Raw genomic sequence first — 24,597 nt, 5'->3', positions numbered from 1 at the left:
GAAAGTAAATATGCTTATGCCGCCCCGGACCGGAGTCAGCTTCCATAAGAAAAAAATGCCGGCTGCAATATTACGGCATCTCGGACCATAATTTACATATTGCAAACGATACATGATTTTTAAATGAAATGAACATGACCGGACGGGCGTCAGGACACACAGGCGCATGATTAAAACCGGTCATGGAATTGCATGTGTCCACTTAATCAAAAATTTTAAACACATGAAATGATCATGACCAGCTGAAATCCGGACACACATGAGCATAATTAAAAACGGTCATGTCATTCTATCTGTCATTATAAATCGAAAATTTTAAACAGACGAACCGAAGGTCACGAAGTGCTATGCCCATAAGCGGACAGGTACACCGGAACACCGGCAGCTGTATTTATCGTTACAGATATGAAAGCGCGTATGGTACAACAACAATGGTCGGAGAACTATTCCGCGAAACAGGAACCAAAACCAGTATTCCTATGAAAGCTCAAATGTTATCCATCAAAACTATTCTGGCAGGACTCATTATTTACCTGATCGCGGCACCAGGCGCCATAGCGCAGGACCGCGCCCATGACGACATCCGCGTAAGTCCAAACGCCGTTGTTTCCCAGACCATAGGAACCACCGAAGTTACGATAACCTACGGCAGACCGGCTGTCCGCGATCGGGACATCTTCGGCGAACTCGTCCCGTTTGACGAAATATGGCGGACCGGCGCCGATGAGGCTACCACCATCACGCTTTCTGATGATGTCAAAGTTGAGGGCGAGCCTCTTGAAGCCGGTACGTACAGCCTGTTTACCATCCCGCAGGAAGAGGGACCCTGGACGGTAATCTTCAATCAGGTGGCCGATCAGTGGGGCGCCTATAACTACAATCCGGATGAAGATGCCTTGCGTGTCCGGGTTGAACCCGAAGAAACATTCCACATGGAGCAGATGATGTTTTACTTTGAAGATATCGCCGAAGATTCGGGGAAACTGATGCTGCATTGGGATGATGTCAAATTCGGCTTCCGGATTGACGAGTCCTGAAACCGGCACGTGATCCTCGTCAAATACATATTTGCATGGTTCGGGATGATGATCCTGGCGATCCTGAACGGAATCGCCAGGGATGCTTTATATCTCCCGCTAATGTCAGCATCTGCCGCCTATCAGATTTCCACCGTCATCCTGTTGCTTCTGTTTTCCGTTTACTTCCGGGTACTCACTGTCCGGTGGCCGCTGGCCTCTGCAAATCAGGCCCGGGCGGTTGGCGGTATCTGGCTGCTTATGACGCTTGCATTTGAAACCGGCTTGGGACGCTATGCAACCGGATTATCCTGGCAGGAAATAATGCAGAACTATAACATTTCCGATGGCAATTTGTGGGTGCTGGTACCGGTCTGGGTATTCATCGGGCCGTATCTGTTTTTCAGGATTCAGGCTCGGACTCAAGCTTCCCGCCGCGCACCGTAGCGCCAATCACCAAAGCCGCCGCTATCACCACCACATTTTTGATGATATACTGGCCATCCATGGTCAGGACCAGGGGAAATCCGTCAAACACGACATAAGGAAGAATTACAATCGGTGAAAAGGTGCCGATCATCTGCACATAAAGCATCAGAATGGTAAACCGCATGTACTTGCGGACGAACATGCCGATTCCGATCAGACACTCCCAGACAGCCAGCAACGGCAGCCCGATTGCGGCCGGGATGATGCCGAATGTAAGGATTTCGATGGAGCTGCCGGCAAGCTGCTCGGCCGGACTGGCACCGGGAAAGAATTTCAACGCTCCGAACCAGACGAATATCAGGCCGATGCTGATCCGCAGAAGGAAAATTCCGTTTCTGGCCATCCACCGGGTGACAGACTGGTCGATGTGGTCGTACTGATTGAGAAGGCGGGAAAAAATGGGCATAAATTTTGGGCGAAGTGTAATTTTATAGCGATGACATTATGTGATGGCATTGAGCTATAATTACACCTCCATCGGGCTGCAGCGTTCCCGTCATCCGGACGATGGCATTGTGCCATCATAATATTTAAGCGCCTCCCGCAGCTTTCCTGCAAATTTCCGGCGAAACCAGTCCGGACTCACAACTTCCATCTGCTGCAAATGCATCATCAGCTTTTGTTCAAACTCAAAATTCGGAACTACCCGGAAGCGTATCAGCCAGTGTGATTCTCCCCTTTCCAGAACTGCTTGAGATTCGTGAACTGGCAGCGTTTCGAGGTATTTTCCGGTAAGTGCCGTACAGCGGATGGTGACGGTGACCGGATCCCCGGCATCATAATTGAGTCCCACCGTGTTGCGGTATTTATCCCTGATGTACGTATCGCTGGTTCGCTCAAATGTTTCCGGCAGGATATCCAGTCGTGAAATACGATCGAGGCCGTAATTTTTGGGCTCTTTTTGACCTTCCGGAATTCCGACAAGGTACCATCGATACTGATACTCCAGCAGGAAGTAGGGCTGAAATATGACGTTTGATGGCTTGTCCCGGTCAAACTTCTGATGCGTGAACCCGACAAGCCGCCGGTCGTGGATCGCTCGCAGCAGCGGTTTGATGTACTCCCTGCCGGCAAACAGATGAACCGAATCGAATTGCAGATACTGCATGCTTTCGCGGCTTGACCGCAGCGAGTCAGTCAGGATATCCGCCGTCCGTACCATTCCCATGAACCTCAGGAAAGAGTTCACATCCAGACTTTTTTCCCGGTTGATGACGTATCCTTTTTTCCGTCGGTCGTATTCTATTTCGATACCGTACTCGTTGCGGATGTGCTGAATATCGCGCTGAAGTGTCCGGCCGGAAATGTGAATATCGTGCTCATTGAGGAAAGCCCTGAGCTCATCGAACGAAGGGTACCAGTCGTTGCTTATCTTCTCGGTTAGAAGCAAGTAGCGTTTTACCATGATGGTGCTGATGATTAGTAAGAAATAGTTGTTTCTCAGAAATAGTTGATTACCGCATGACGATGGAGGCAATATAGCAACCTGATATCTCATAATCATGCAGAATCCGCTGCGGGCAACTCCTCTTCTCAGAAGATGACAAGGCAACCGGACGGCTTGCATCAGGAGCTGCCCGAGCGGCCGCGCCCTTCGTTGCGGTCTCCCTTCTAAACTCTATTGAAATATACCATCCTGATGCGACAACCAGTGTCGTAGTTGAATGACGGCAGATGGTTTCAATGAAATTGGATAAATAAAGCGTCTCTCAGCAGGAATTTAACTGCCTGCCTCTCCGTACATCTTGTCGACAATGACCATATGCGGCAGAGTCAGTACGCTGATGAGAATAAACATGAGAGCAATGAACTGCTCTTCCATACCAAATGCATGATTTACAGCGGCAAGAAGTGCGAGGCCGGCAAGGGAGATGAGCGTAAAGGGAGCGGCCGATTTGTAGAACTGTAAAAGCGACATAGGTTCGTTTTGTTCGCCAAGATAACGCTGCATCTCGAATACATGTCCGGCAGAGTGCCATAGTGCAAAATAAACAGCAAAACCGATCATTGGGCCGGTAAATAAAAAAAGAGCCGTCAGAAGCAGACTGTCGGCGAGAAAACGCATTCCGTTTTGAAGCCTGTTGGTTAGCCAGGCATAAAAAAAGACCGAACCATAGATCACTGTCACAAAAGACAACATGACACCGGCATCCGGAAGCAGGTGTGATATCGCTGCAGCATCCGTATTCACTGCCTTTGCCATAATGGGGTAGCTCACCGTCGTGTCAGAGAATACGATCAGTCCGATGATGAAAAGTCCGCGGGTAATGTACCAGGTGAATCCACTTGATTCATGCGTAAGAAAATCCTCCATATCAGCCTGGCCGAAGTGATAGATGGAAATGGCAAAGAAGAAGAGCAGTCCGAGCACAGGCTGGATGAGCCAGAGTCCGCCAACAAGTATCATCAGTCCGAAATACATACCATAGAACAGCGCCCGGCCGCGCCATGATGCGTCCAGTCCGTAGATTTTTTCGGCCATAATGTGGTCAATGGCACCGTGCGGTATCCCAACAAGCACCACGGATGCAAGTACGATCCAGAGACTCCAGTTTGCTGCCGTATCTGAAAACAGGCTGCTGAACAGGATCATGACAATGGTTACCAGGACAACGGACCAGACCATCACTTTGGATGAATGCCTCATAGATATGAATCTTTTATACAGGAATCAGAAGGAGCTGCCACATGACTTTGAAACAAAACAAATCATTGCCGGAATCATTCCCGAAGACATTCCCGGATACATTTCCGGGACAGCCTGCCTGTTTTTTCCGGATAAAAAAATCCCTTGACAGGAAAACCAGCACAACTCTCTGCACCTTAATCAATTGTAAAAAAACCAAGCTTGTAACGACGGAAATCATTCAAAAAAACATGACTCAGGTCAAACTTTTTTAAAAAAAACTCGGTTTTGGGGCATGCTGTAAAAAAATCAGTTTTTTTTAAATCCTAACCAAAAGGAGAGTTTATGGATAATTTGATGTCCCTGGGCAACGCCACTTTCGAAAATTATGTGGGCATTGATTCAGGATATACCGAAATGGCTTACCAGATGTCAGCGCACGTCCTGACTGTCGGTTTTGCCATTATGCTGGCGGCATTGCTCTATTTCGTACTCACAATGAAGACGGTAGCTCCGAAATACCGGATTTCATCGGTTCTTTCAGTTGTGGTTATGGTTTCTGCATTCCTTCTGCTGATGATTCAGCAGCAGAACTGGACCAGTGCCTTTGTCTTTGATTCAGATGCCGGACGCTACTTCCTGGGGTCAGAAACCGATCAGTTCAACAATGGTTACCGCTATCTGAACTGGCTCATCGATGTCCCCATGCTGCTGTTTCAGATCCTTTTTGTCGTTTCGCTGACCAGAAGCTCGTTCAGTTCGATAAGAAATCAGTTCTGGTTTTCAGGAACACTGATGATCCTCACAGGATATGTGGGCCAGTATTATGAATACACCAACCCAACACTCTTTTTTGTCTGGGGCTTTATATCCACACTGTTCTTCATCCACATTCTTGTGGTCATGAAAAAGGTAATCACCGAAGGTAAAGAAGGAGCGCCGCCGAAAGTACAGAAATATCTCAGCACGATCTGGGCTCTGTTCCTTTTCTCATGGATGCTGTACCCCGGCGCCTATCTGATGCCGTATCTGTTCAACCTTGGTCTCGAACCTGCTTTGAGTGAAGCTGCTGTAGTCGGACGGCACATCACCTACACCGTGGCAGACGTCAGCTCCAAGGTAATCTACGGCATTCTGCTTACGCTGACGGCTCAGGAGATGAGCAAGGCGGACGGCTATGATTACGAAAAGCTTACCACAACAAGCTGATACAAAAAGCGGGTATCCTGCATTAACCGATTTGTTTTCTATGACATCAATTTGATTTCAACAGAGCTAACCCGGTTACCCGGTTTTTGAAAAAGCCTTGCCGATATTATCATCGGCAAGGCTTTTATTTTATATATCATTACAACTTTACTTAAAGCAATTGTACTGATTGGCAACATAACCCTGCAAAGATCAGCACATAAAAAAACCCGACTCCGGATTACGAAATCAGGTTTTGTTTTCAATCTGATAAATCGGAACAGGCAATGATCATCAACTGATCGTCGGTATTGCTGCCTGTTCCCGACATCCGGCTTAAATCATACCTTGCATTAACCGGACGGTTATCGCTGGATCACAGTGGCTGAATTGCCATTTCCGAACTGCTCGATGATCACTGAATGGCCGCCTCCATACTGAGTTACGTCTGCCATATTGGACATTCCGTGCTGGTAAATATCCGCATGGGACCCGCCATTGCCGTCACCCCACAACTGGTTCACATTAGCCTGATTGCCTTCTCCAATCTGAGTTATTTCGGCATAATGGCTGCCTTCCTGATGGAGGTCAATCAGGTTATCATGCCCTTCCTGATGAAGCTCTGCATATGCCGCGAAAGTTTCAGCTCCTCCGGAAAATGGAGGCGGATTGGCATTGCCCGGGAAATTGCCGCCGGAAAAGGGCGGCGGATTGGCGTTGCCGGGATTTCCTGCCGAACCTTCGCCCGAAGCGCCACCGACCTGGGTCAGTGAAACAGCGTTGCCGGTTCCATCCTGATAAATATCAGCAAAGTGTGAACCCTCCTGAGTAACTGAAGCGACATTCTGCTCGCCTACCTGTTCGATGTGAGCAAACGATGATCCGTCACCGGCAGCTCCTCCACCCTGAAAAGCAAACGGACTGGAGTTGCCCGGCCAGTTCCCGTCACCACCACTGCTACCCTGACCGGAAACCTGTTCTACAAAGGCCTGATTGCCGGTACCAGCCTGCTCAATATGCACTTCATGACTGCCTTCCTGTGAAACACGGGCTTCATGAGACGCACCCATCTGTTCTATGTCCGCAACGTTATCATTCCCGATCTGTGTGATGAACGCGGAATGACCGGACCCGATTTGCTCGATCCCGATTTCATTTCCGTCACCAATTTGTTCGATCTCCGCCTCATTTCCATGCGGAGTAAACGCAAACAGCAACAGGGAGGTAAAAAGTGTGGACAGTGGTTTTTTCATTTTCGTTTGGTAAATATGAAATACTCAAAAGCTTGCAATAACTGCGGAACATCGGCAATTGCTTGACCACAGCGATTATGCATATGATCATTTTGATCACAAATAAACGACGAAAACCTTGTCCATTACAAGTTAAATTAGCTTAATTAAGATTGCCTAATCTGCGCCTGCAACTCAATTCGGTCATATTTTGAAATACAAAAAGGTTTTAACCGGCAACCCGCCAACGGATTAACACTTTCTAACAAAAAAATCTATTGACACAGCGCTGGATGCCGGAACATCGCCGTCATCTACTTAACAAGCGTTATTTTTTTCACATCGCTATAGCCTGCCGTCTGCATCCGCACCAGATAGCCCCCCCCGGCCGGTGTCGTTTTCGCCCCGGACCCGCCAGTAGTAGATCGATTCCGACTCCAGATCGTTCAGAGTGATGGTGGTATCAGTAGTCACCGAGTCGATAACCAACGCATCAAAAGACTCGTCACCGGCCAGTTCAAATCCGTACTGCTCAACACCTGCCTGAGGGACATTCCAGGTAAATGTTACGGCATCGGGTTCAATAGGATCTTCGTCGCCCGGGTCAACCAACACGACTGGTCCGGGTTTTTCACAATACACCGATATCCCAGCATCATTGATGGTCCAGTCAAATTCATCTACAAGATGTTGCCGCTCTTCTGCCGAATGACAGTAATAAAGTCCTTCTGCACCCAGGATCACATCCGGCTGGACCTGCTGCTGAGCCCAACCGGCGAGTGTGTTATCGTAATTATCGACCGAGAGACCCGATCCGTCCAGCATGTTTTCCATGTCCTGGACATCCCTGACATCAAGATTGCCGATATCCTGGTCGAAGGAAACCGCCTCTGAGAACATTCCCGACATTGTTTCTACTTGCCCGGTATTCCAAAAACCAAAATCCTGATCAAAGGTTTCGGCACCTTTAAACATTTCGTTCATGTGTGTGACATTTCTGGTATCCCAATTGCTTATGTCTCCGTTAAATGATTCGGCTCCCATGAAAACCTCAAACATACTGGTGATTTCGGCTGTGTACCATCCGCCGATGTCCTGGTTGAACGAGTCAGCTCTTTTGAACATCCGGTTCATGGTCTCGACATTGCCGGTATCCCAGTGACCGATGTCACCATTGAAAGATTCAGCGTTCCGGAACATCCGGGTCATATCCGTAACCTGTGACAGGTCAGGCGCATCGGTAGCGGTAATACTCAGGTTTTCTGCACCCGGAAAAGCACTGTTCATGGTTGTCCATTCGATATCGCCCCACTGGGTGACATCCACAATTTTAAGCCTGTCACTTTCATGACTAAAATTGATTCTTCTGAAACCGTCGCCAATGCTTACCATATAGAATCCGGCCTCCGGAAATTCGATGGTGTGAGTACCGGAGCCGGTTTCACTACCGGAGTGACCTCCGTCTACCTCCCGCCAAATTTGCAGGCGATCTCTTTGGACCTGCACCCATTGTATCGGATAATCGATCCCCTGGCCCGGTATGGTTATCTCATTATCATCTGATTCACCCTCATTATCGGTTTTCCAGACGGTGATAAAGGGATCATCACTCTGTGCCTGTACTGTGTTAAAGCCCGTCCCCATAAAAAAAGAAAAATGTATAAAACAATGTAACTCAAACGCATGAAACCTCCGGTATTCGTTTCAATGTGACCCGAATTCCCTGTCTCCCTGACTCCCCTCTACAAAGATGATAGCAGGATGTGATGGCAATGCATAGTGAAGCCGTTATCTCGTCTCTGGTATGACTGTACCCGGGGACACATTATGGATAGCTGCTATTATTATTTGTGATATGCTTTAAGTCATTATTAATAATAATTTACAAATACTCAAAACCACAGCTATCCGGTACGTCCCCGGAGTGATGAGAAACAACAAAAAAAGGCCACCCGGCTATTACGGCCGGTGACCTTTTTAAATAATCAGACTGAATTTTTAAGATATATCAGAAGCTAACACCCACTTCAAGTATTACCCCCTGAAATGACGGGTCCTGCCCGACATCCACACTGGTAACAACTCCAGTGGTTCCTTCCTGGAAACCGGAAGCCGACTGGTAAACATACTCTCCTTTCAGAAGAATGTTATCCGTAATAAAGGTTCCGAAGCCGGCCTGAATCCGGGATACACTCCCATCATTGTCCGTAGTCATAAACTTGCTGTAATCAATGGCGCTGTATCGTCCGGCAAGGTAGAAGTTTTCATTCAGAAATTGACGTGTCTCTACAGAATAATAGCTCCACTCTTCCTCGCCTTCTTCATTAAAGTTATCGGGGTTAGGGCCTACGTCCGTAGCCATACCGAACAGAGCAGATATTCTGTTACCCTCAAACAGGTTGAATATGGCATTTGCCTCCCATGCAGTAGTTTCCTGCCCGACACCGGGTCGTCCCTGACCGGGTCCTTCACCGGCTCCCGAGCCATCATTATTCAGGTTCCATGTTGCTCCGTAGGATGAACCATGACGCTCTCTGCGGAAAAGGTTAGTACCTCTTAACACGCCTGCATCATGGTTAACGGTATAGAAAGATCCGGAGAGATATACGCCGTCAATCATGTCCAGCCACGCTTTGGTTCGGAAGCTGTAACTCCGGGCATCCTGAAAATCCTGCTCAGGAGCACCGATTCCACCACCAACCATCAGTCCATAACCGGGGCCTTTATGATAAATTTCCATACCCGGTTCGGCTCCTAACGGGGAAAGAACAGGGTTGCCCACCAATGGATTTCTGTGAGCATCAGCATTAATGGTTCTTGTGAACTGGTGTTCACCAAAGTTGACAAAAAAGTTACCTGCTTTAATGTCTATGTATTCAAGAACAGGGTTCAGGGCTGTTAAAAATGAATTCCCCGGGATATTCCGGATGTACATATACCCTTGGTTTCCCCACCACTGGCTTGGATGGCGCTGTGTAGCGAGGAGCCCGTCAAAAAACACATCGATATCATTGTCACCGATGGTCATGTTAAACTCCAGGTTTGCAAAGGATGTTTGCATACCGTGCAGATTTTCGTCCGGAGTAACCCAGTCACCATCATCCCAGACTCTGACATTGTCTTGTGAAAGAACCTGAACTCTTCCGACGGAATGCAAGCCAAGTGTAAATTGAAGATTATCTGTTGATCCTATTTCGATCCCTTTTCTGTCATATTCGGGTTTTTGCGCGTCAGCAGTATGAACAGACAATCCAACCAGAAATGTCACTGTTATGATCGTTACGATTATTTTTTTCATGGCATTCAATTAAATACTTTAGTTGTAATTTTTATAAGCAGTTACAGGCTTCCCACTGCCGATCTAAAAATATGAGAGTAAATAGTATTATTTTGTAATACTTAATCTGATATCTTTGTAAGGGATTTCCCTACAGGCCTTTTGCTCCGGGATAAGAAACCGGCATCACCGGTCATTTACCGATGCAAAACCGCGAAAATATGGAGTCCAGAAGATCTTCGGTTGTGATCTCACCGGTTATGGCACCCAGTTCGTTGAGCGCCGCCCGCAGATCGATGGCAAGAAAGTCTCCGGTCATTCCGGCCTCGAGCCCCTGAAGCGCCTCCCGGACGTGATGCCGCGCTTTTTCGAGTCCGTCACGATGACGGCTGGACGTAACCATCAGCTTGCCGGTGTCGATCTCCCGGTTCTGCAAAACTTCGGCGCGCATCCGCTGCTTGAGCTCATCCATCCCCCTGCCGTCCCTGGCAGATACCACCATGTCACACCATTCCGGAACTCCGCCGTTGTCCGCTTCTGCACATGTCAGCAGATCCAGCTTGGTCCCCACTTTCAGCAGAGCCCTGCCTTTGGCCCGCTTCTCGATCCGTGCAAGCAGGCGCAGCTCTTCGTCATCAACCGGCTCGGATATGTCTTTAAGATAGATGATCAGATCGGCCCGGGTCACTGCCGATTCGGATCGCCTGACACCCTCCGACTCGATTTCGTCTGCCGTCTCCCGCAATCCGGCCGTGTCGGTCAGCGTGAAGGTGAGTCCGTCGTAGCTCCATTCCGCATCGATGACATCGCGGGTGGTGCCCGCCGTTGCCGACACAATTGCCCGTTCTTTGCCCATCAGCGTATTCAGCAGGGTGGACTTGCCGGCATTCGGACGGCCCACGAATACCGTCTGCACCCCGTGCCGCACCAGCCGGCCCGATTCATATGTCTCAAGCAACCGTCCCAGCTCGCTGTCCACATCCCGAAGCAGTCCGGTCAATTGTTCCTTGTTGGCAAACTCGACATCCTCCTCGATGAAATCCAGCTCAAGCTCCACCATCGCTGTGGCATCGATGATCTGCTGCCGGAAGGCCTTCACGTGCCTGCCAAGCTCTCCATCAAGCTGCTGCCCGGCCGCCTCAACCGCTTTCCGGCTGCGCGCGTGGATCATATCCGCCACCGCTTCGGCCTGTGACAACTCCATCTTGCCGTTCAGAAACGCACGCTGTGTAAACTCCCCCGGGTCGGCATGACGCACATCCTGCCGCAGTATCGCCTCCAGCACCTCCTGGGTCACCAGTACACCGCCGTGGCACGATATTTCGATTGTATCCTCCCCGGTATAAGATCGCGGCGACCGAAATATCGTTGCAACAACCTCGTCAATCATCCGGTCTCCATCTGCAATGCGTCCAAAATGAGCCGTATGCGTGGGCTGTCCGGACAGCTTTTTCCCCCGGAAAATCCGGGACACCTTTTCGATGGCCTGCTCACCGGATACTCGTATCACCGAAATACCGGCTTCGCCCAGCGCTGTGGCGATGGCGGCAATGGCCGGTTTCTGGCTGATGTCCGGTTTTTGGGATTCGGTCACTTGCGTCATGGATTCGAAATGATCATACGGATAACTCAGAAACAAACAATACATTTTTACAAACAATGTAAGGTCACGAAAAATACGGAGCAGTCCAATACCCGCAAAGCAACCAGACCCTGACCTCGGCATATGCGAATATGCGCCGGATTTTGTACCTTTCGTTACCTGAAAAACGGTGATACAGGTACTATTTGTTGTATTTTGCAACTGCTGATGAAGCTGCGCCGGCCAGTCTTATCGACCGGACCCCCACACCGACCGCAATACCTGAACACAAATTATGCTGACACATGGCTGAATTCGAAAAAGCGGTAAATGATGCCGAATCCAGAATTATCACCCGGACAACCAGTCCCTGGCAGGATATCGAAATCCGGTATCATGAAAAGTTCGGGCACCAACTCATTATAGATAAGGACCTGCAGATATCCGAATCGGACAGGTCCTACAACGTAGCCATGGTCAGTCCGCTTGTCATGCTGGGCACGTTCGGACGCGTCGCCATACTGGGCGGCGGTGACGGCGGCGTCCTGCACGAACTTCTCGAGATCGACCGCCAGCAGTCCAGAGCACTGGAAAAAGCGGTAATGATCGATATAGATGAGGAGGTCATGCGTTTGTCGCGCAAATATCTGCCCGGCCTGTGCGGAGATGCGTTCGCCCATCCCAAAGCCGAGGTGATTGCCGGTGATGTATTTGAGTACATCGATTCTCAGGATCAGCTTGACGGTGTGATTTACGATCTCACTATCGATCCGGTCAGAGAGGGGCAGACCCGCGCGGAGTTTCTCAGCGATCTGATGAAGAAGGTGGCGGACAGTCTTAAACCGGGCGGAATGCTCAATATGCAATGTTGCGGAACTCGTGCGTTTGATGAAGAGACAGGTATTGCACGCGATGACATTATGAGCGATATCGAAAACGCTCTGAAACCTCATTTCACAGATTTTGTTGAACAGCGGGTTTTCATACCATCTTTCCGTGAAGCGTGGACGTTCCTTGCCGGACGCAAGGTCTGAATTACCCGGCATCGACTGCGGGGATCAGCGGTCTTCCATGCACTTCCGGCATCCGCCAACCGGGATTTCCGGAATAATCCGTCCTGCCGTTCAATTGCTGCTTCTGGTTGCGGCTCTTGTTTTGGCACCGGAAGCCGGTGCCCAGCGCCATGCAGCACGTTCACTGATCATCAATCCGCTTCTTGACGATCGGAACCATCTGCCGGACATGGATGTCCGCGCTTTTCACACATTCGGAGGCTGGGCCGGGTTCGGAAATTTCCCGCTGAGCAGCGATGATCACCATCTGTGGTATCAGGATCTTGGTGGCTATGTGGAGCTCTGGCGTCAGGGTGACACTTCTTCCATGCTGCTGACCGGCCAGATCCAGTTCCTCGCCGACCCGCACAACGACATCAACTTCAATCCGAGGGCCATTTTCTGGGAAGAAGGACTTCTCTACACCACACGCCTCTCCCCCGGCTTTCTTCAGCTTGGCTTCATGCACCGCTGCAAGCACGACATCGACAACCTCGACATCGGCAGGGAGCGCTCACTCATTTTCAGCAGCATGATCCTGCGCTACCAGCACCTTGGAAGTCTGCTCAGGGAAGATGACCTTATGATGATGCTGGGATTTGAGCAGTATGTGATCACCTGGGACCGCCGAACACCCCGCGAACTTGAAGAGACCGGTCCGGACTGGAACGATCTTCAGAATATGGCCACCCTGCACATGCACTGGCATGCAAATCCGCAGGAGGAAAGTCTGTTCGCCGAAACCCGTCTGCAGCTCATTAATATGGAAGACCGGCTGCGGCTGAACCGTTCCGCTTCCGTCGGATGGCGGTTTCCCCGGAGCGGCGGTGAGTTCCGGCTTGTGCTCAGCTACGAATATCTCCACGACAGCGGCATCCCGGCCGAACCGGAAGAAGCGCATCTGCTGACACTCGGCATTCGCGCCAATTCTCCTTTCGTGTTCCGCTGATTGCACCCCGCAACCTGCCCGGCAGCGCGACTTACCCGACGGACGATATCCAATTTGTCCGGAATTGCCTGCCGTCACTTGTGAATAACCGCACATTCATTTATTATCCGCCTCTGAGCTTGCATTCTGAGCCGCGACACTGCCCGGGCACCCGGAGCGCTTGAAAAACTGCCACATCGCCGGATATTATCCGGCCGGACGAACATACGGAGGCTTTTGTGATCTTTTTTATTGTTGTGATCGGATACCTGATCCTGCTGATGTCCATCTCTATCTGGAAAAGCTTTCTGGTGAAAAACCAGGAGGACTTCATGGTGGCCGGACGGTCGGTTTCCACATCCAAGCTGGTCGGTACGCTCCTCTGCACCTGGATGGGATCGGGCAGTCTTCTGGCCGGAGCCGGACTCGCCGCCAACATCGGGTTCTCCGAGCTCTGGATGGCTGCCGGAGCCTGGGTTGCCATCGTCATCGTCTTCTTTCTCGCCGCCCGCGTGCGCCGCATCGCCGAATTCACCGTGCCCGACATCCTTGAGCTGCGGTACAACAAGTGGGCTCGCATACTGGGCACCATCGTCATCGTGATCGCCTATACTACCATCGTGGGGTACCAGTTCCGCGCGGGCGGATTTGTCCTGGACCTGGTCGCCGGTGTTCCCGAATGGCAGGGTGTGCTGCTGACCGCAGGGTTCATCGTCACCTTCACCGCTTTTGCCGGCATGCTTTCCATCGTCTCGGTGGATATCATCAACGGTGCGGTAATTACTGCGGCAGTCATCATAGCCGTCCCGCTGGTCTACATCAACATCGGCGGCGCCGAGCATCTGACCACCACGCTGGATCCATCCTACTTTACCATTTTCGGTGAAAACAATTTCTGGTGGGCGATGGGGATCTTTCTGCCGACGTTCTTCCTGCTGCTGGGCGAGTCCAACATGTATCAGAAGTTCTTTTCTGCCCGGAATGAAAAATCCGCCAAAACCGCCGTTATGTGGTGGGTCGTGGGCACCATCATTGTGGAAACGGCCCTTGCCTCGCTGGCCATCTTTGCCTTCAGCCACTTCAACGCACTGCCGTCCGCTTCCGAATTTTTCCTCTCCAGCGGCGAATCAGAGCGGATCATCCTGCACACGGCCCGGTACGGCTCCGAAGTCGGTCTGCCCCTGATCGTCGGACTGCTGCTGATCATGGCCTCCGTCGCCATCATCACCTCGACCGGGAACAGTTTCCTGCTGACGCCATCCACCAACCTGACCCGCGACATTTATCAGCGGTTTATCAATCCGCATGCCGACGGCAAGATGATCGTTATCATCCAGCGGATGGCGGTAGTACTTCTCGGGATTCTGGCCTGGCTGCTGCTTACCCAGTTCGAGACGATCCTGGCGATGGCGCTTACGGCCTACACGATGGTGGGGGCGGGACTCACTCCCGCGCTGCTGGCCGCTTTCCTCTGGAAACGCGTGACCGTTGCCGGCGGTGTCTCATCCATTGCTACCGGGATGGGCGTCACGCTTTTCATCACCGTGGCAAATTCCATCCTTGTCAGTACAACCGGCGAGCAGCTGCTCAACGAGCAGTACATTATTCTGCCGGCGGCATCGGCATCCATTCTGGTGCTGATCGTGGTATCGCTGCTTACCCCGCCCGATCCGAAAGAAAAGTGGGGCCGGTTCTACACTACGGAAAAGTCCCTGGATGAGGCCATGCAGAAGGTGAAAAAGTAACCCAGTGCCATTTCCACCGGCGCCGCATCACATCGACCGATAAGGTACTGTCTTAACGTTTCCTGAACGGGAGCAGTCAACGGATTCTTCGCCCGGCGGCACCCCGGAAACGAATTGTCGTTTTTTGTGCGGGTCACTTTGGGCAGGGCTGGCTTTTGGTTAATTTACAGCTGAAATAATTCATTGAAAAAAGCCAAACCTTACCATGACATTACGCATACTGCGCATCGCTCTTATTATTATCATTCCGCTGATTCTGCTGATGATCTTCTCCAGCTGGATTATGGAGTGGGTCTGGCTGCGCGAGCTGGGCTACGCCGATATTTTCCGCGTGCTTAAATCCACACAGGTAATGATGTTTCTGGGGGCGTTTCTGCTCTCCGGAATTTATCTGATGATCAATTTCCGGTTTCTGGCCCGGCAGCTTCAAAACTCCCGGCTGGTCACCACCATCATCGGCAGCCTCAACATTGCCATTCCCGCAGACCGCCAGTACAAATGGCTGCGCCGCGCATTCACCGCCGGATCACTGATCATCGCCTTTATTTTTGCCCTGGCGATCATGCTGCGGTGGGATGACGCCCTGCGGTTCTTCTACGCCCAGCCATTCGGCGCTGTTGATCCCGTTTTCGGCCGCGAAATCAGCTTCTACATGTTTCAGCTGCCGCTGATTTCCACCATTCAGGGATCGATCACCGCGCTGGCCTTTTTTGTGACATTTCTGCTGGCCGTGATTTACTTTGCCACCGATATGATCAGTGCCCGGCCCAACGAGGGACTCCGGGCCGACCCGTCGGCGCTGATGCAGATCAAAATCAACGGTGCGATCTGGCTGCTCTTTCTCGGCTTCGGATTCTTTCTTTCCCGCTACGAACTGCTTTTCCGTGAGGACGGGGTGGTTTTCGGAGCCGGCTACACGCATGTGGCCATTGAACTTCCCGCATTGTGGATTGCATCCATACTGACCATTCTTCTGGCGGCGCTGCTCATTGCCAGCCGATGGGTGCGGATGAACAAGGTGCTCGCCGGTGTGGCCGTGCTGGTTGTTCTGTCACTTCTTTTCGGCCGGCTGATACTGCCTGCGGCCGTGCAGCAGTTCCGCGTCGACCCCAACGAACTTGAGGTAGAACGCCCTTACATCGAGCATAATATTGAAATGACCCGGCTTGCTTACGGTCTGGATAACGTACGGGAGATCGATTATTCAGCAGATGATACGCTGAAGGCAGGCGATATCCGGGAGAATCAGGAAATAATCGAAAACATCCGGCTCTGGGATCCCCGGCTGCTCATCCAGACCTACCGGCAGCTTCAGGAGATCCGTCCGTACTACCAGTTCAATACCATCGGCATCGACCGTTATCGCATCGACGGTGAGAAACAGCAGGTCATGCTGGCCGGCCGTGAACTGTCTCCGCGTCTGCCGGACGGATCCAACACCTGGGTAAACCGCCACCTGCAGTACACGCACGGATACGGCGTTGCCATGAGTCCGGTCAACCGTTCCAACCGCCAGGGCGAGCCCCTTATGCTGGCCCGTGACCTCCCTCCAGTCACCCATCCCGACATTCCCATCGACAATGCGGCTATCTACTATGGCAAGCAGAGCGTTGGATATCACATTGTGAACACCGGCACCGAAGAGCTGCATTATCCTGCCGGCGACGGCAATGTCTATCATCATTATTCCGGCAGCGGAGGCATCCCGTTCCGGAGCTGGTTCCACCGGCTGCTGTTCGCCTGGGAGCTCGGGGACATCAACATCCTGCTGTCCGACTACATTACACCCGAAAGCCGACTGCAGATCTGGCGCGGGGTGCAGGACCGCATTGAACGCATCGCTCCGTTCCTCCAGCTCGATGAGGACCCCTATCTGGTCGTTCATGACGGACGGCTGGTCTGGATTCAGGACGCCTATACCACATCCTCAAAATTCCCTTACTCCGAACCTCAGGGAGATATCAACTATATGCGCAACCCGGTCAAAATTGTAGTGGATGCGTATGAGGGCTCGGTGGATTTTTATGTTGTGGATGAAACCGATCCGGTGATGGCCGTCTATCAGAATATCTTCCCGGATATATTCCAGCCGGCAGACCAGGTTCCCGAAGGTCTGGAAGAACATTTCCGCTACCCTGTCAACCTTTTCGAGGTGCAGATGCAGCAGTACACGCGCTATCACATGACCAATCCGCGCGTTTTCTATAATGACGAAGACCGCTGGCGGCGACCCTTTGAACAGTACGCCGGACAACGGACAGTCATGGAGCCCTACTATGTGCTTGGCCGGCTTCCCGGTGAAGAAACCGAAGAGCTGGAGTTCAAGCTTATCAGTCCGTTCACGCCCGAAGGCCGCAACAACATGATCGCCTGGATGGCGGCGCGATCCGATCCCGAACATTACGGTGAGCTGATCACATACCGTCTGCCCAAAGACCGCCTCATTTTCGGGCCGTCCCAGATCGAATCACGCATCGATCAGGATCCGGAAATTTCACGGCAGCTGGCGCTGTGGGACCAGCGCGGGTCCAGGGTCATTCGCGGCAACCTGCTGGTCGTGCCCGTCGCCAACTCCTTTATGTATGTCGAGCCGGTATTCCTGCTGGCTGACCGTGACGACATCCCGCAGCTTCAGCGCGTGATCGTGGCGGTCGGTGACGACATATCCATGCAACCAACCATCGAAACGGCGATGGTCGATCTGTTCGGCGAAGATGCCGATTTTCTTGAGCCGGAAGTTGCTCCTGAAGCGATACCGGATGATGAGGAGCTGCTGGCCGAAATGGAAGAGCCGCTTCCGGTTGAGGACCGGCCGGGCGCAGAACCGGGCGTTGCTGTTGATCCGGATGAACTGCAGCGAATCCGGTCGCTCTGGCAGGAAATGCGCCAGGCCATCAGTGACGGCGACTGGCGCCAGTACGGCGAGCTTATGGATGAACTGGACAACCTGCTCGAACCCTGATTATTCCGCATCAGAAGTTTTTTCATTATCAGACCTTTTTTCATTTTCAGATCTGATCTCACTAAATCACTGATACTTCTATGTCAGAATCACATGTCTTACCCGGGATGAATATCAAAAAGCTGCCCGCATACATATTTATCTGGCTGATGCCGGCAGCGCTGCTGTCCGGATGCGGCAATGACAGCGACTCGGTGCTCAGTTCGTTTCCGGAGCCGGAATCCTGGACACTCACCCAACTGGATGACGGAGTGGAGCTGATTCAACGCCACTATGATTCGCTGTTCGATGCGCCCCAGTTTATCCATGTCGTTTCAGTGACCCCGGATGCCGGTGACATCGGCCTTGGATTCTCGTCCGGCTACCTGTTCGATGACCTTCGCAAACCGGTGTCACGATACGGGGAGCGCCTCGGGGCCATTGCTGCCATCAATTCCGGTTTCGGACACGGCGGACCGGACTATGCCAATTCCGGAATACTCAAAATCGACGGTGAACTGCTGCCTTTTTTTGATGACGAACCCGACGAGCTCCATTTTGTCGGCAGTTCGGCTGTGGGTCTGGATGAGGACGGGATGCCTGTTTTCCGCACCAGGAACGGCGATGACTGGGACGACGAGTGGCCTGAAGTAGATCATGCCATGGCGGGCGGACACATGCTGGTTACCGGCGGATCGGTCTATCCCGTTGTCTATGACGAGTCCTACACGACCCATATCGAAGACCGCCATTCAGCCGTCAGACATCCCCGGACCGCCATCTGCCGCACCTATGGCGGACACACCCTTCTGATTGCCGCAGACGGACGCCACGATGGCGAGGCCGAAGGGCTTACCCTCAACGAACTCGCCCGTTTCATGCTGGATCTCGGATGTATGGACGGCATCAACCTCGACGGGGGCGGGTCAACTACCATGTGGACCGCTGCGAAAGGAGTGGTCAATCACCCCACTGACAATCAGGAGTTTGACCATGAAGGAGAGCGTGAGATCAAGACCGTGATCTATGTGAAATAGATGGCCTTTATGCCGCTATTGATTCACCTGCTGTTCAGGCTGCCGTCTGCCCCGGTTTCTATCAGTAAAATTTCCTTATTTCAAAAGAACCATCGTGCGCGACCGCATCATATCCCCGGTTGTCAGCCTGTAAATATAGGTGCCGCTGGACAGGTTCGTCCCGTCGAAAGTAACCTGATGCCGTCCCGCCGCCATCTGTTCATCGACCAGCAATGCCACCCGCCGTCCCAGAATGTCGAAAACCTCGAGCCGTACATCTGCGGCCTCCGGAAGGCGGAATCCGATTTCTGTTGAAGGATTGAACGGATTGGGGTAGTTTTGCTCCAACAAAAAATCCTCCGGCTTGTCCGTTGCAACTTCGGTTCCCGTAGGATTATACACCGCCCTGATGACTTCATGGGCATCAAGCCGGCCCCATCCGTAATACCGGTCCCAGGTCCCGTCACCATCGGCTTGCTCCGTCAGCAGATCTTTAACTTCCTGCGGTGACAAACCGGGATCCAGAGAAAGCATCATGGAAACCACACCGGCCACCATCGGGGCAGCCTGGGATGTTCCCGACCAGTACGTTCCACTTTCGGGATCCTGGCTCGATAAGGAAACAATCATATCCCCGGGGGCTACAAGATCGATATGATCTCCATAATTACTGCCGCCGCCCCAGCTGAACGGGCTGGCACGCTCTCCCCGGCTATTAATCGCACCGACCGACACCACTCCGTCGTACCCGGCCGGATAAAAGGTAACATCGTTGTCTTCATTCATCATGCAGGCGATGACATGGACACTCTCTGATAATGCATCTTCCACTGCCTGTCGCAGCAAGTTGCTCTCGCTGCTTCCTCCCACGCTCATATTCAGAACATCGGCGCCGTTATCCATCGCCCAGTAAATACCGTCAATCCACCAGGAATAAGAACCCTCATTGTTTTCATCCAGGATTTTCACGGGCATGATGGAGGCGTTCCAGTCCACCCCGGCCATCACGCCGTCGTTATCGCCGGTTGCAAGGGCGATACTCGCCACGCTGGTTCCGTGGCCGTGATCATCTGCCGTATTTGTGCTGTTACTGACAAAATTATATCCCGGCACAACGCGGTTGCCGAAATCCGGGACAGAATCGGGCTGACCGGAATCGAGAACAGCCAGCGTGACATCACTGCTTCCGGTCGTAATTTCCCATGCCGGAAGGATGTTGATGTCTATTCCGGCGACCCCATCCACTTCATCGATAGCCTGACCGGAATTTTCCAGCCCCCACTGCAGGTGAAATAACCGGTCGTTGGGGAATGCGTTTGTATTTGAGTTCTGTTTGCCGCTTCCTTTTCCCTTGAAGTCCGGCTCGGCATATATGATGTCATTGCGCTGCTGAAGCTGCCGGATCACCTCGTCGAGATCACGTGATTCAGCAATATACGCAACAAACATGCGGTCACGGGCAGGCAGTTCGTCAGAATTCACCTTCCGGTTCACCGAAGAGCGGACCATTTTCCGCATAGACTCCAGTCCGTAATCGCGAATCAGTGCTTCGGTTTCGGGCATGGATGCCGCTCTTTCCAGTGTGATGATACCATCAGGAAACGACTTCTGAAGTTCGGGTCCGGGCGCGATTTCTGAAATAACCGGACTCTGCGCTTCGAACAGGATCATAATCCGGTCAGGATGATGATCGCCCGCGCCGTTTTGTGCTTCTGCCGGCTGCCACAATACGAGCAGCATAAGTATTGAAATTGTCAAAATGGTCATAGGCCAAAATCTATCAGAAAAATATTCGAATTTATGTGACACCGGCGCTCCGGAAAACGGAAAGGCACCTGTTGCTGTCTGATTATACGTCCGGCAAGGCAAAAAGTCGGAAATGCCTGACTGCAAGATAATAAACACCTGCAAAACAGTCTTTGTTTTTTAAAAACCTTGAGGGTAACGGTCTGTTTTTACTTGTTCTGATGGAGCAGACCGGCCATCATCAACCAGAACGGAGACATATCCCTTCCTGCTGACCGAAGCTATTTTTTCATGATGATGAGCGCAAAACGGACGAATGTCTCGCCGGCGGGATACACGCCATGTTCCTCGGAAGGTTCGAGATAGATCCAGCTGCCCGGAGTCATATCCTGCTCATCATCCGGTGTTTTCAGAACACCCCGGCCATCGATGGTCTGAATCCAGACAGGAAACTTCGAGGTGTGCTCGTTCAACTCCTCTCCCGGAGCAAGGTGCATCATGACCATTGCCGTATGATCGTTTTTAAAAATTGTTTCACTGAGAATACCGCGCTCAGGTAAATTTTTTGGTTCGAATAATTCTGCTTCAAATCTTTTTGGCATAATAATTGTGCTATGTGTTCAGAGTTTTTGTATTTAAGACTATTTTATCTCAAAAATATATGAAATATTGCACCGTTGCAAGAAAAACTCTTTGATGCCGAAGTCAGGCGGACAAATTTCATACCGAACGGCGACCACGCCTGCACGTACAAGATCCGCCCACACGACCGCGACCCCGGCACTCCCCGCGATCCGGATGGCTGACTATCCGATGCTTCACAGCTTATTCGCTTCCGGCTGAATGGTATCGGCTTCGCCGCAACCGTTCTCCCGGAAAGTGTACATATAACGTTAATTGCCGGGCAGAGGCATTATTAAATATATTTAAGACACAATACTCTTAATTCCAGTTTCGTACTTACATACCCCGGCAGGTTGTACGCTCTGATATACAACAACATCATTGTCATCCCCTTGAATATTGACACCTTAATCACAATTAATCCAAACGTTTACAAAAATGAACACATCTGAATTGCATCAAACCACCGTAAGTGACATTGTCTGCTCAAACTACCATGCCGCCGGCGTGTTCCGGGAGTATGGTATTGATTTTTGCTGCGGAGGGGATATCACACTCCGGGAAGCATGTGAAAGGAAAGGAATCTCAACTGAGGAGGTATCCGGAAAACTTCTGGATGCACTGGAAAAAAGGGAAGCATCTGATGAACAATTTCAGGACTGGAGCCCGGGTTTGCTGATTGATTACATTGAAAGCAGGCATCACCGGTTTGTCCGTCAGAAAGTATATGAAATAGCAGATTATGCAAAAAAAGTGGCCCATGTTCATGGTCAGCGCCACCCGTGGAACATAACCATTTATCAGGATTTCCTGGAGCTCTCCGAGGACATGCTCGATCACCTGGAAGAAGAGGAAAAAAAGGTCTTTCCACTAATTCGAAAGATAGAAGAGATGAGCAATAAAGGAGCAGCAATTGATGCAGATACAGTAAAAAAGCTGCACGACGGACTGGAGCTGCTTCATGAAGATCATGAAGGTGCCGGCAACCTCATGGCTTCCATCAGACAAGCGAGCAATGGCTTTACTCCTCCCGATGATGCCTGCACTAAATACCGAATTCTTTACAAAAACCTGGCCGGATTTGAAGAGGATCTTCATAAACACGTGCATCTTGAAAAAAATCTTCTGTTCCGCAAAGCCCAGGCTTTGGTCTGAGGCTGTCCTGCTTTGACGGGTTATTATTGACGGTTTATTATGACCGGAAAGTGCAGAGATTCCACTGCATTCATTCAATCATTATATTATTCAGCTGAATGATAGTTTGATAATGATTAACTTGCTCATTGTCAACCTGGAATAAAAAATCACAACCATGCAAATCCGGTCATTCAAAAAACAGGTATACGAAGAGCTGGCTGATCTCACCAAAGCATTGGGACATCCGCTTCGGCTTGAGATTCTTGAGCTTCTGGCTCAGGGTCCCGCTTCTGTTGAATACATATCCGAACAAACCGGCAGCAGTATAGCCAGCACATCGCAACACCTTCAGAATCTGAAAAAAGTCCGTCTGGTGCGTGCGGAAAAGAGAGGAAAGTACAGCTACTACTACCTTGCCGGCAAACAGGTTTTCAGTGCCTGGAAGGGACTTCGCGACCTTGGTTTTACATTGAATTCCGAGATACGGCAACTCATGCAGGATTTGCACGAACAGCCATCCGCACTGGAACCTGTGAATGCAAAAGAGCTTCGTGAACGCATCCGAAACCGGGAGACGCTGCTGCTTGATGTCCGGCCAAGACAAGAGTTCGACGCCGGCCATATTGCCGATGCCGCCTCTATTCCGGTCGCTGAATTAAACGACCATCTTGATAAACTTCCGCGTGACCGCAAGATCATAGCCTATTGCCGCGGCCCGCTTTGCGCCATGTCGGATGATGCAGTTCGCATACTGCGGGACCACGGGTTTGATGCCGCGCGAATGGATATCGGCTATCCCGAATGGCAGAGTTACGATCTGCCTGTTGAATAGTATCTGCAAAAATCCCCTGCATTTCACTATAAACACCATCACTATGAACTTCAAAATCAGCCAAACGGATGAAGAATATTCTGATCATTATCAATGACGCTCCTTACGGAACTGAAAAAGCATACAATGCCATGCGTATAGCAAACCAGTTGGCTAAAGATCACAAAGAGAACATTCACGTACGCCTTTTCCTGATGGCAGATGCAGCACTCTGTGCTGTTGCGGGACAGGACACGCCGGAAGGATACTATAACATCGAGCGAATGCTCAAGCTTTCAGTTGCAAAAGGTGCAGAAATTGGAGTTTGCGGCACCTGTGCCAAGGCTCGTGGCATCGCCGAAAACAAATTTGTCAAAGGTGCAAAACTGAGCACAATGCCTGAACTGGGTAACTGGATTGCCGAAAGCGATCAGGTAATGACATTTTGAAACCCAACCTGGTCACAGATACACTGATGCATGATCACATTCGGTCATGATATTTCACTTCGTGACCTTCGGTTCATATGGCGATATAAATCCAAATATTTAAAACAGATGAAAGTACGAGACAGCGGCATGCCTGATGAACAGAACTGGTCTTCTCATTTTGATGTTGACAAAATTCTGGATGAGATGGAGGTAAGTTACAAGCTTCGGCATGTGGTGGAAATCGGTTTCGGATTCGGAACCTTTACAATACCCGCCGCAAAGCGCATCAGTGGAACCCTGCATGCGTTTGACATTGATCCTCAAATGAAACAACACCTGGATCACAGCATACAAATACATCAGACAGCCGGCACAAACCTTTCCGATAGCATCAAAACACATATACGTGACGCAATTGCAGAATCCACAGGACTACACGATAACGTCTCCGACTATGTCATGCTTTTTAATATCATGCATCATGAACATCCGGAAGAACTGCTCGGTGAGGCCCGGCGTATTTTGAAGCCCGGTGGACTTGCCGGCATCATTCATTGGCGCAGTGACATTCCCACACCCCGCGGCCCCGATTTATCTATTCGTCCAACCCCGGAGTATATCGTATCACAATTTCAAAAGTCGGGGTTCAGGGTTTTCAAAGGTCCTTTAGTACTGAAACCTTATCATTTTGGTGTATTGGGTAGAATAACTTGAGACATACATCTTTCGGGTCAACTCCTGCTCCCGGTCAAATTC

At 50.9% G+C, this 24,597-nt stretch carries 21 protein-coding genes; 12 read left to right on the top strand and 9 right to left on the bottom strand.

Annotation, left to right across the window (positions count from 1 at the left end; all coding sequences use genetic code 11):
- Nucleotides 1-479 precede the first annotated feature (479 nt).
- Both NATSA_RS04060 and NATSA_RS04055 read left to right on the top strand, forming a co-directional pair.
- On the top strand, nucleotides 480-1,037 hold the full coding sequence (locus tag NATSA_RS04060; protein ID WP_210510633.1) for a DUF2911 domain-containing protein: 558 nt from the start codon (nucleotides 480-482) through the stop codon (nucleotides 1,035-1,037).
- Between the two features lie 9 nt (nucleotides 1,038-1,046).
- Nucleotides 1,047-1,463, top strand: a complete 417-nt coding sequence (locus NATSA_RS04055; RefSeq protein ID WP_210510631.1) for a hypothetical protein — start codon at nucleotides 1,047-1,049, stop codon at nucleotides 1,461-1,463.
- Here NATSA_RS04055 and NATSA_RS04050 read toward each other — a convergent pair.
- The 3 genes from NATSA_RS04050 to NATSA_RS04040 form a co-directional block, all read right to left on the bottom strand.
- Nucleotides 1,420-1,911 (bottom strand): hypothetical protein, encoded by a 492-nt coding sequence (locus NATSA_RS04050; RefSeq protein WP_210510629.1) that lies wholly within the window; start codon nucleotides 1,909-1,911, stop codon nucleotides 1,420-1,422. The genes NATSA_RS04055 and NATSA_RS04050 overlap by 44 nt on opposite strands.
- A 90-nt stretch (nucleotides 1,912-2,001) precedes the next feature.
- Nucleotides 2,002-2,910 carry a helix-turn-helix transcriptional regulator gene (locus tag NATSA_RS04045; protein ID WP_210510628.1) on the bottom strand — a complete coding sequence of 303 codons (909 nt, stop codon included), beginning with the start codon at nucleotides 2,908-2,910 and terminating at the stop codon, nucleotides 2,002-2,004.
- 315 nt (nucleotides 2,911-3,225) lie between these two features.
- Nucleotides 3,226-4,152, bottom strand: coding sequence for a Brp/Blh family beta-carotene 15,15'-dioxygenase (locus NATSA_RS04040; RefSeq protein WP_210510626.1), 927 nt, complete (start codon nucleotides 4,150-4,152; stop codon nucleotides 3,226-3,228).
- A gap of 324 nt (nucleotides 4,153-4,476) precedes the next feature.
- Between NATSA_RS04040 and NATSA_RS04035 the strand changes: the two genes are divergently transcribed.
- A complete protein-coding gene (locus NATSA_RS04035; RefSeq protein WP_210510624.1) occupies nucleotides 4,477-5,340 on the top strand; it encodes a bacteriorhodopsin in 864 nt (287 codons plus the stop codon).
- A gap of 344 nt (nucleotides 5,341-5,684) precedes the next feature.
- Here the strand turns inward: NATSA_RS04035 and NATSA_RS04030 are convergent, their stop codons facing one another.
- The 4 genes from NATSA_RS04030 to mnmE form a co-directional block, all read right to left on the bottom strand.
- Entirely contained in the window at nucleotides 5,685-6,572 is an 888-nt protein-coding gene (locus NATSA_RS04030; RefSeq protein WP_210510787.1) for a hypothetical protein, read from the bottom strand.
- Nucleotides 6,573-6,896: 324 nt separating this feature from the next.
- Nucleotides 6,897-8,195 (bottom strand): BspA family leucine-rich repeat surface protein, encoded by a 1,299-nt coding sequence (locus tag NATSA_RS04025; RefSeq protein ID WP_210510622.1) that lies wholly within the window; start codon nucleotides 8,193-8,195, stop codon nucleotides 6,897-6,899.
- A gap of 364 nt (nucleotides 8,196-8,559) precedes the next feature.
- Nucleotides 8,560-9,849, bottom strand: coding sequence for a hypothetical protein (locus NATSA_RS04020; RefSeq protein ID WP_210510620.1), 1,290 nt, complete (start codon nucleotides 9,847-9,849; stop codon nucleotides 8,560-8,562).
- Between the two features lie 172 nt (nucleotides 9,850-10,021).
- Complete coding sequence (mnmE, locus tag NATSA_RS04015; RefSeq protein ID WP_210510618.1) at nucleotides 10,022-11,431, bottom strand: tRNA uridine-5-carboxymethylaminomethyl(34) synthesis GTPase MnmE; 1,410 nt, start codon at nucleotides 11,429-11,431, stop codon at nucleotides 10,022-10,024.
- A 284-nt stretch (nucleotides 11,432-11,715) separates the two neighbouring features.
- On the opposite strand from mnmE, the gene NATSA_RS04010 reads away from it, so the two are divergent.
- The 5 genes from NATSA_RS04010 (at nucleotide 11,716) to NATSA_RS03990 (ending at nucleotide 19,113) form a co-directional block, all read left to right on the top strand.
- Nucleotides 11,716-12,444 carry a spermine/spermidine synthase domain-containing protein gene (locus NATSA_RS04010; RefSeq protein WP_210510616.1) on the top strand — a complete coding sequence of 243 codons (729 nt, stop codon included), beginning with the start codon at nucleotides 11,716-11,718 and terminating at the stop codon, nucleotides 12,442-12,444.
- Complete coding sequence (locus tag NATSA_RS04005; protein WP_210510614.1) at nucleotides 12,425-13,411, top strand: hypothetical protein; 987 nt, start codon at nucleotides 12,425-12,427, stop codon at nucleotides 13,409-13,411. Before NATSA_RS04010 ends, NATSA_RS04005 begins: the two co-directional genes overlap by 20 nt.
- 260 nt (nucleotides 13,412-13,671) lie before the next feature.
- Entirely contained in the window at nucleotides 13,672-15,135 is a 1,464-nt protein-coding gene (locus NATSA_RS04000) for a sodium:solute symporter family protein (protein WP_336244681.1), read from the top strand.
- Nucleotides 15,136-15,340: 205 nt separating this feature from the next.
- A complete protein-coding gene (locus NATSA_RS03995; RefSeq protein WP_210510610.1) occupies nucleotides 15,341-18,097 on the top strand; it encodes a UPF0182 family membrane protein in 2,757 nt (918 codons plus the stop codon).
- Between the two features lie 107 nt (nucleotides 18,098-18,204).
- On the top strand, nucleotides 18,205-19,113 hold the full coding sequence (locus tag NATSA_RS03990; RefSeq protein WP_210510608.1) for a phosphodiester glycosidase family protein: 909 nt from the start codon (nucleotides 18,205-18,207) through the stop codon (nucleotides 19,111-19,113).
- A 75-nt stretch (nucleotides 19,114-19,188) separates the two neighbouring features.
- On the opposite strand, the gene NATSA_RS03985 is transcribed toward NATSA_RS03990, so the two are convergent.
- Complete coding sequence (locus NATSA_RS03985; protein WP_210510606.1) at nucleotides 19,189-20,859, bottom strand: S8 family peptidase; 1,671 nt, start codon at nucleotides 20,857-20,859, stop codon at nucleotides 19,189-19,191.
- Nucleotides 20,860-21,119: 260 nt separating this feature from the next.
- Nucleotides 21,120-21,440 carry an AraC family ligand binding domain-containing protein gene (locus NATSA_RS03980; RefSeq protein WP_210510604.1) on the bottom strand — a complete coding sequence of 107 codons (321 nt, stop codon included), beginning with the start codon at nucleotides 21,438-21,440 and terminating at the stop codon, nucleotides 21,120-21,122.
- 460 nt (nucleotides 21,441-21,900) lie between these two features.
- Between NATSA_RS03980 and ric the strand changes: the two genes are divergently transcribed.
- The 4 genes from ric (at nucleotide 21,901) to NATSA_RS03960 (ending at nucleotide 24,555) form a co-directional block, all read left to right on the top strand.
- A complete protein-coding gene (gene ric, locus NATSA_RS03975) occupies nucleotides 21,901-22,617 on the top strand; it encodes an iron-sulfur cluster repair di-iron protein (RefSeq protein ID WP_210510602.1) in 717 nt (238 codons plus the stop codon).
- Nucleotides 22,618-22,774: 157 nt separating this feature from the next.
- Nucleotides 22,775-23,431, top strand: coding sequence for an ArsR/SmtB family transcription factor (locus NATSA_RS03970; protein WP_210510600.1), 657 nt, complete (start codon nucleotides 22,775-22,777; stop codon nucleotides 23,429-23,431).
- A 68-nt stretch (nucleotides 23,432-23,499) separates the two neighbouring features.
- Nucleotides 23,500-23,859, top strand: a complete 360-nt coding sequence (locus tag NATSA_RS03965) for a DsrE/DsrF/TusD sulfur relay family protein (RefSeq protein ID WP_210510597.1) — start codon at nucleotides 23,500-23,502, stop codon at nucleotides 23,857-23,859.
- 108 nt (nucleotides 23,860-23,967) lie between these two features.
- The gene (locus NATSA_RS03960) at nucleotides 23,968-24,555 is read left to right on the top strand and encodes a class I SAM-dependent methyltransferase (RefSeq protein ID WP_210510595.1); all 588 of its coding nucleotides are present in this window, start codon (nucleotides 23,968-23,970) and stop codon (nucleotides 24,553-24,555) included.
- Nucleotides 24,556-24,597 lie beyond the last annotated feature (42 nt).

The sequence above is a fragment of the Natronogracilivirga saccharolytica genome, from assembly GCF_017921895.1.
Classification (GTDB): Bacteria; Bacteroidota; Rhodothermia; order Balneolales; family Natronogracilivirgulaceae; genus Natronogracilivirga; species Natronogracilivirga saccharolytica.
This window is presented reverse-complemented; position numbering and strand designations above follow the sequence as displayed.

What these genes read in the sequence shown, in the direction of transcription:
- NATSA_RS03960 (WP_210510595.1), top strand. Translation starts at nt 23,968, where the DNA reads ATGAAAGTACGAGACAGCGGCATGCCTGATGAACAGAACTGGTCTTCT.
- NATSA_RS03970 (WP_210510600.1), top strand. Translation starts at nt 22,775, where the DNA reads ATGCAAATCCGGTCATTCAAAAAACAGGTATACGAAGAGCTGGCTGAT.
- NATSA_RS04000 (WP_336244681.1), top strand. Translation starts at nt 13,672, where the DNA reads ATGTCCATCTCTATCTGGAAAAGCTTTCTGGTGAAAAACCAGGAGGAC.
- NATSA_RS04035 (WP_210510624.1), top strand. Translation starts at nt 4,477, where the DNA reads ATGGATAATTTGATGTCCCTGGGCAACGCCACTTTCGAAAATTATGTG.
- NATSA_RS04060 (WP_210510633.1), top strand. Translation starts at nt 480, where the DNA reads ATGAAAGCTCAAATGTTATCCATCAAAACTATTCTGGCAGGACTCATT.
- NATSA_RS04020 (WP_210510620.1), bottom strand. Translation starts at nt 9,849, where the DNA reads ATGAAAAAAATAATCGTAACGATCATAACAGTGACATTTCTGGTTGGA.
- NATSA_RS04050 (WP_210510629.1), bottom strand. Translation starts at nt 1,911, where the DNA reads ATGCCCATTTTTTCCCGCCTTCTCAATCAGTACGACCACATCGACCAG.
- NATSA_RS03990 (WP_210510608.1), top strand. Translation starts at nt 18,205, where the DNA reads ATGAATATCAAAAAGCTGCCCGCATACATATTTATCTGGCTGATGCCG.
- NATSA_RS03985 (WP_210510606.1), bottom strand. Translation starts at nt 20,859, where the DNA reads ATGACCATTTTGACAATTTCAATACTTATGCTGCTCGTATTGTGGCAG.
- ric (WP_210510602.1), top strand. Translation starts at nt 21,901, where the DNA reads ATGAACACATCTGAATTGCATCAAACCACCGTAAGTGACATTGTCTGC.
- NATSA_RS03980 (WP_210510604.1), bottom strand. Translation starts at nt 21,440, where the DNA reads ATGCCAAAAAGATTTGAAGCAGAATTATTCGAACCAAAAAATTTACCT.
- NATSA_RS03965 (WP_210510597.1), top strand. Translation starts at nt 23,500, where the DNA reads ATGAAGAATATTCTGATCATTATCAATGACGCTCCTTACGGAACTGAA.
- NATSA_RS03995 (WP_210510610.1), top strand. Translation starts at nt 15,341, where the DNA reads ATGACATTACGCATACTGCGCATCGCTCTTATTATTATCATTCCGCTG.
- NATSA_RS04030 (WP_210510787.1), bottom strand. Translation starts at nt 6,572, where the DNA reads ATGAAAAAACCACTGTCCACACTTTTTACCTCCCTGTTGCTGTTTGCG.
- NATSA_RS04025 (WP_210510622.1), bottom strand. Translation starts at nt 8,195, where the DNA reads ATGGGGACGGGCTTTAACACAGTACAGGCACAGAGTGATGATCCCTTT.
- NATSA_RS04045 (WP_210510628.1), bottom strand. Translation starts at nt 2,910, where the DNA reads ATGGTAAAACGCTACTTGCTTCTAACCGAGAAGATAAGCAACGACTGG.
- NATSA_RS04040 (WP_210510626.1), bottom strand. Translation starts at nt 4,152, where the DNA reads ATGAGGCATTCATCCAAAGTGATGGTCTGGTCCGTTGTCCTGGTAACC.
- mnmE (WP_210510618.1), bottom strand. Translation starts at nt 11,431, where the DNA reads ATGACGCAAGTGACCGAATCCCAAAAACCGGACATCAGCCAGAAACCG.
- NATSA_RS04010 (WP_210510616.1), top strand. Translation starts at nt 11,716, where the DNA reads ATGGCTGAATTCGAAAAAGCGGTAAATGATGCCGAATCCAGAATTATC.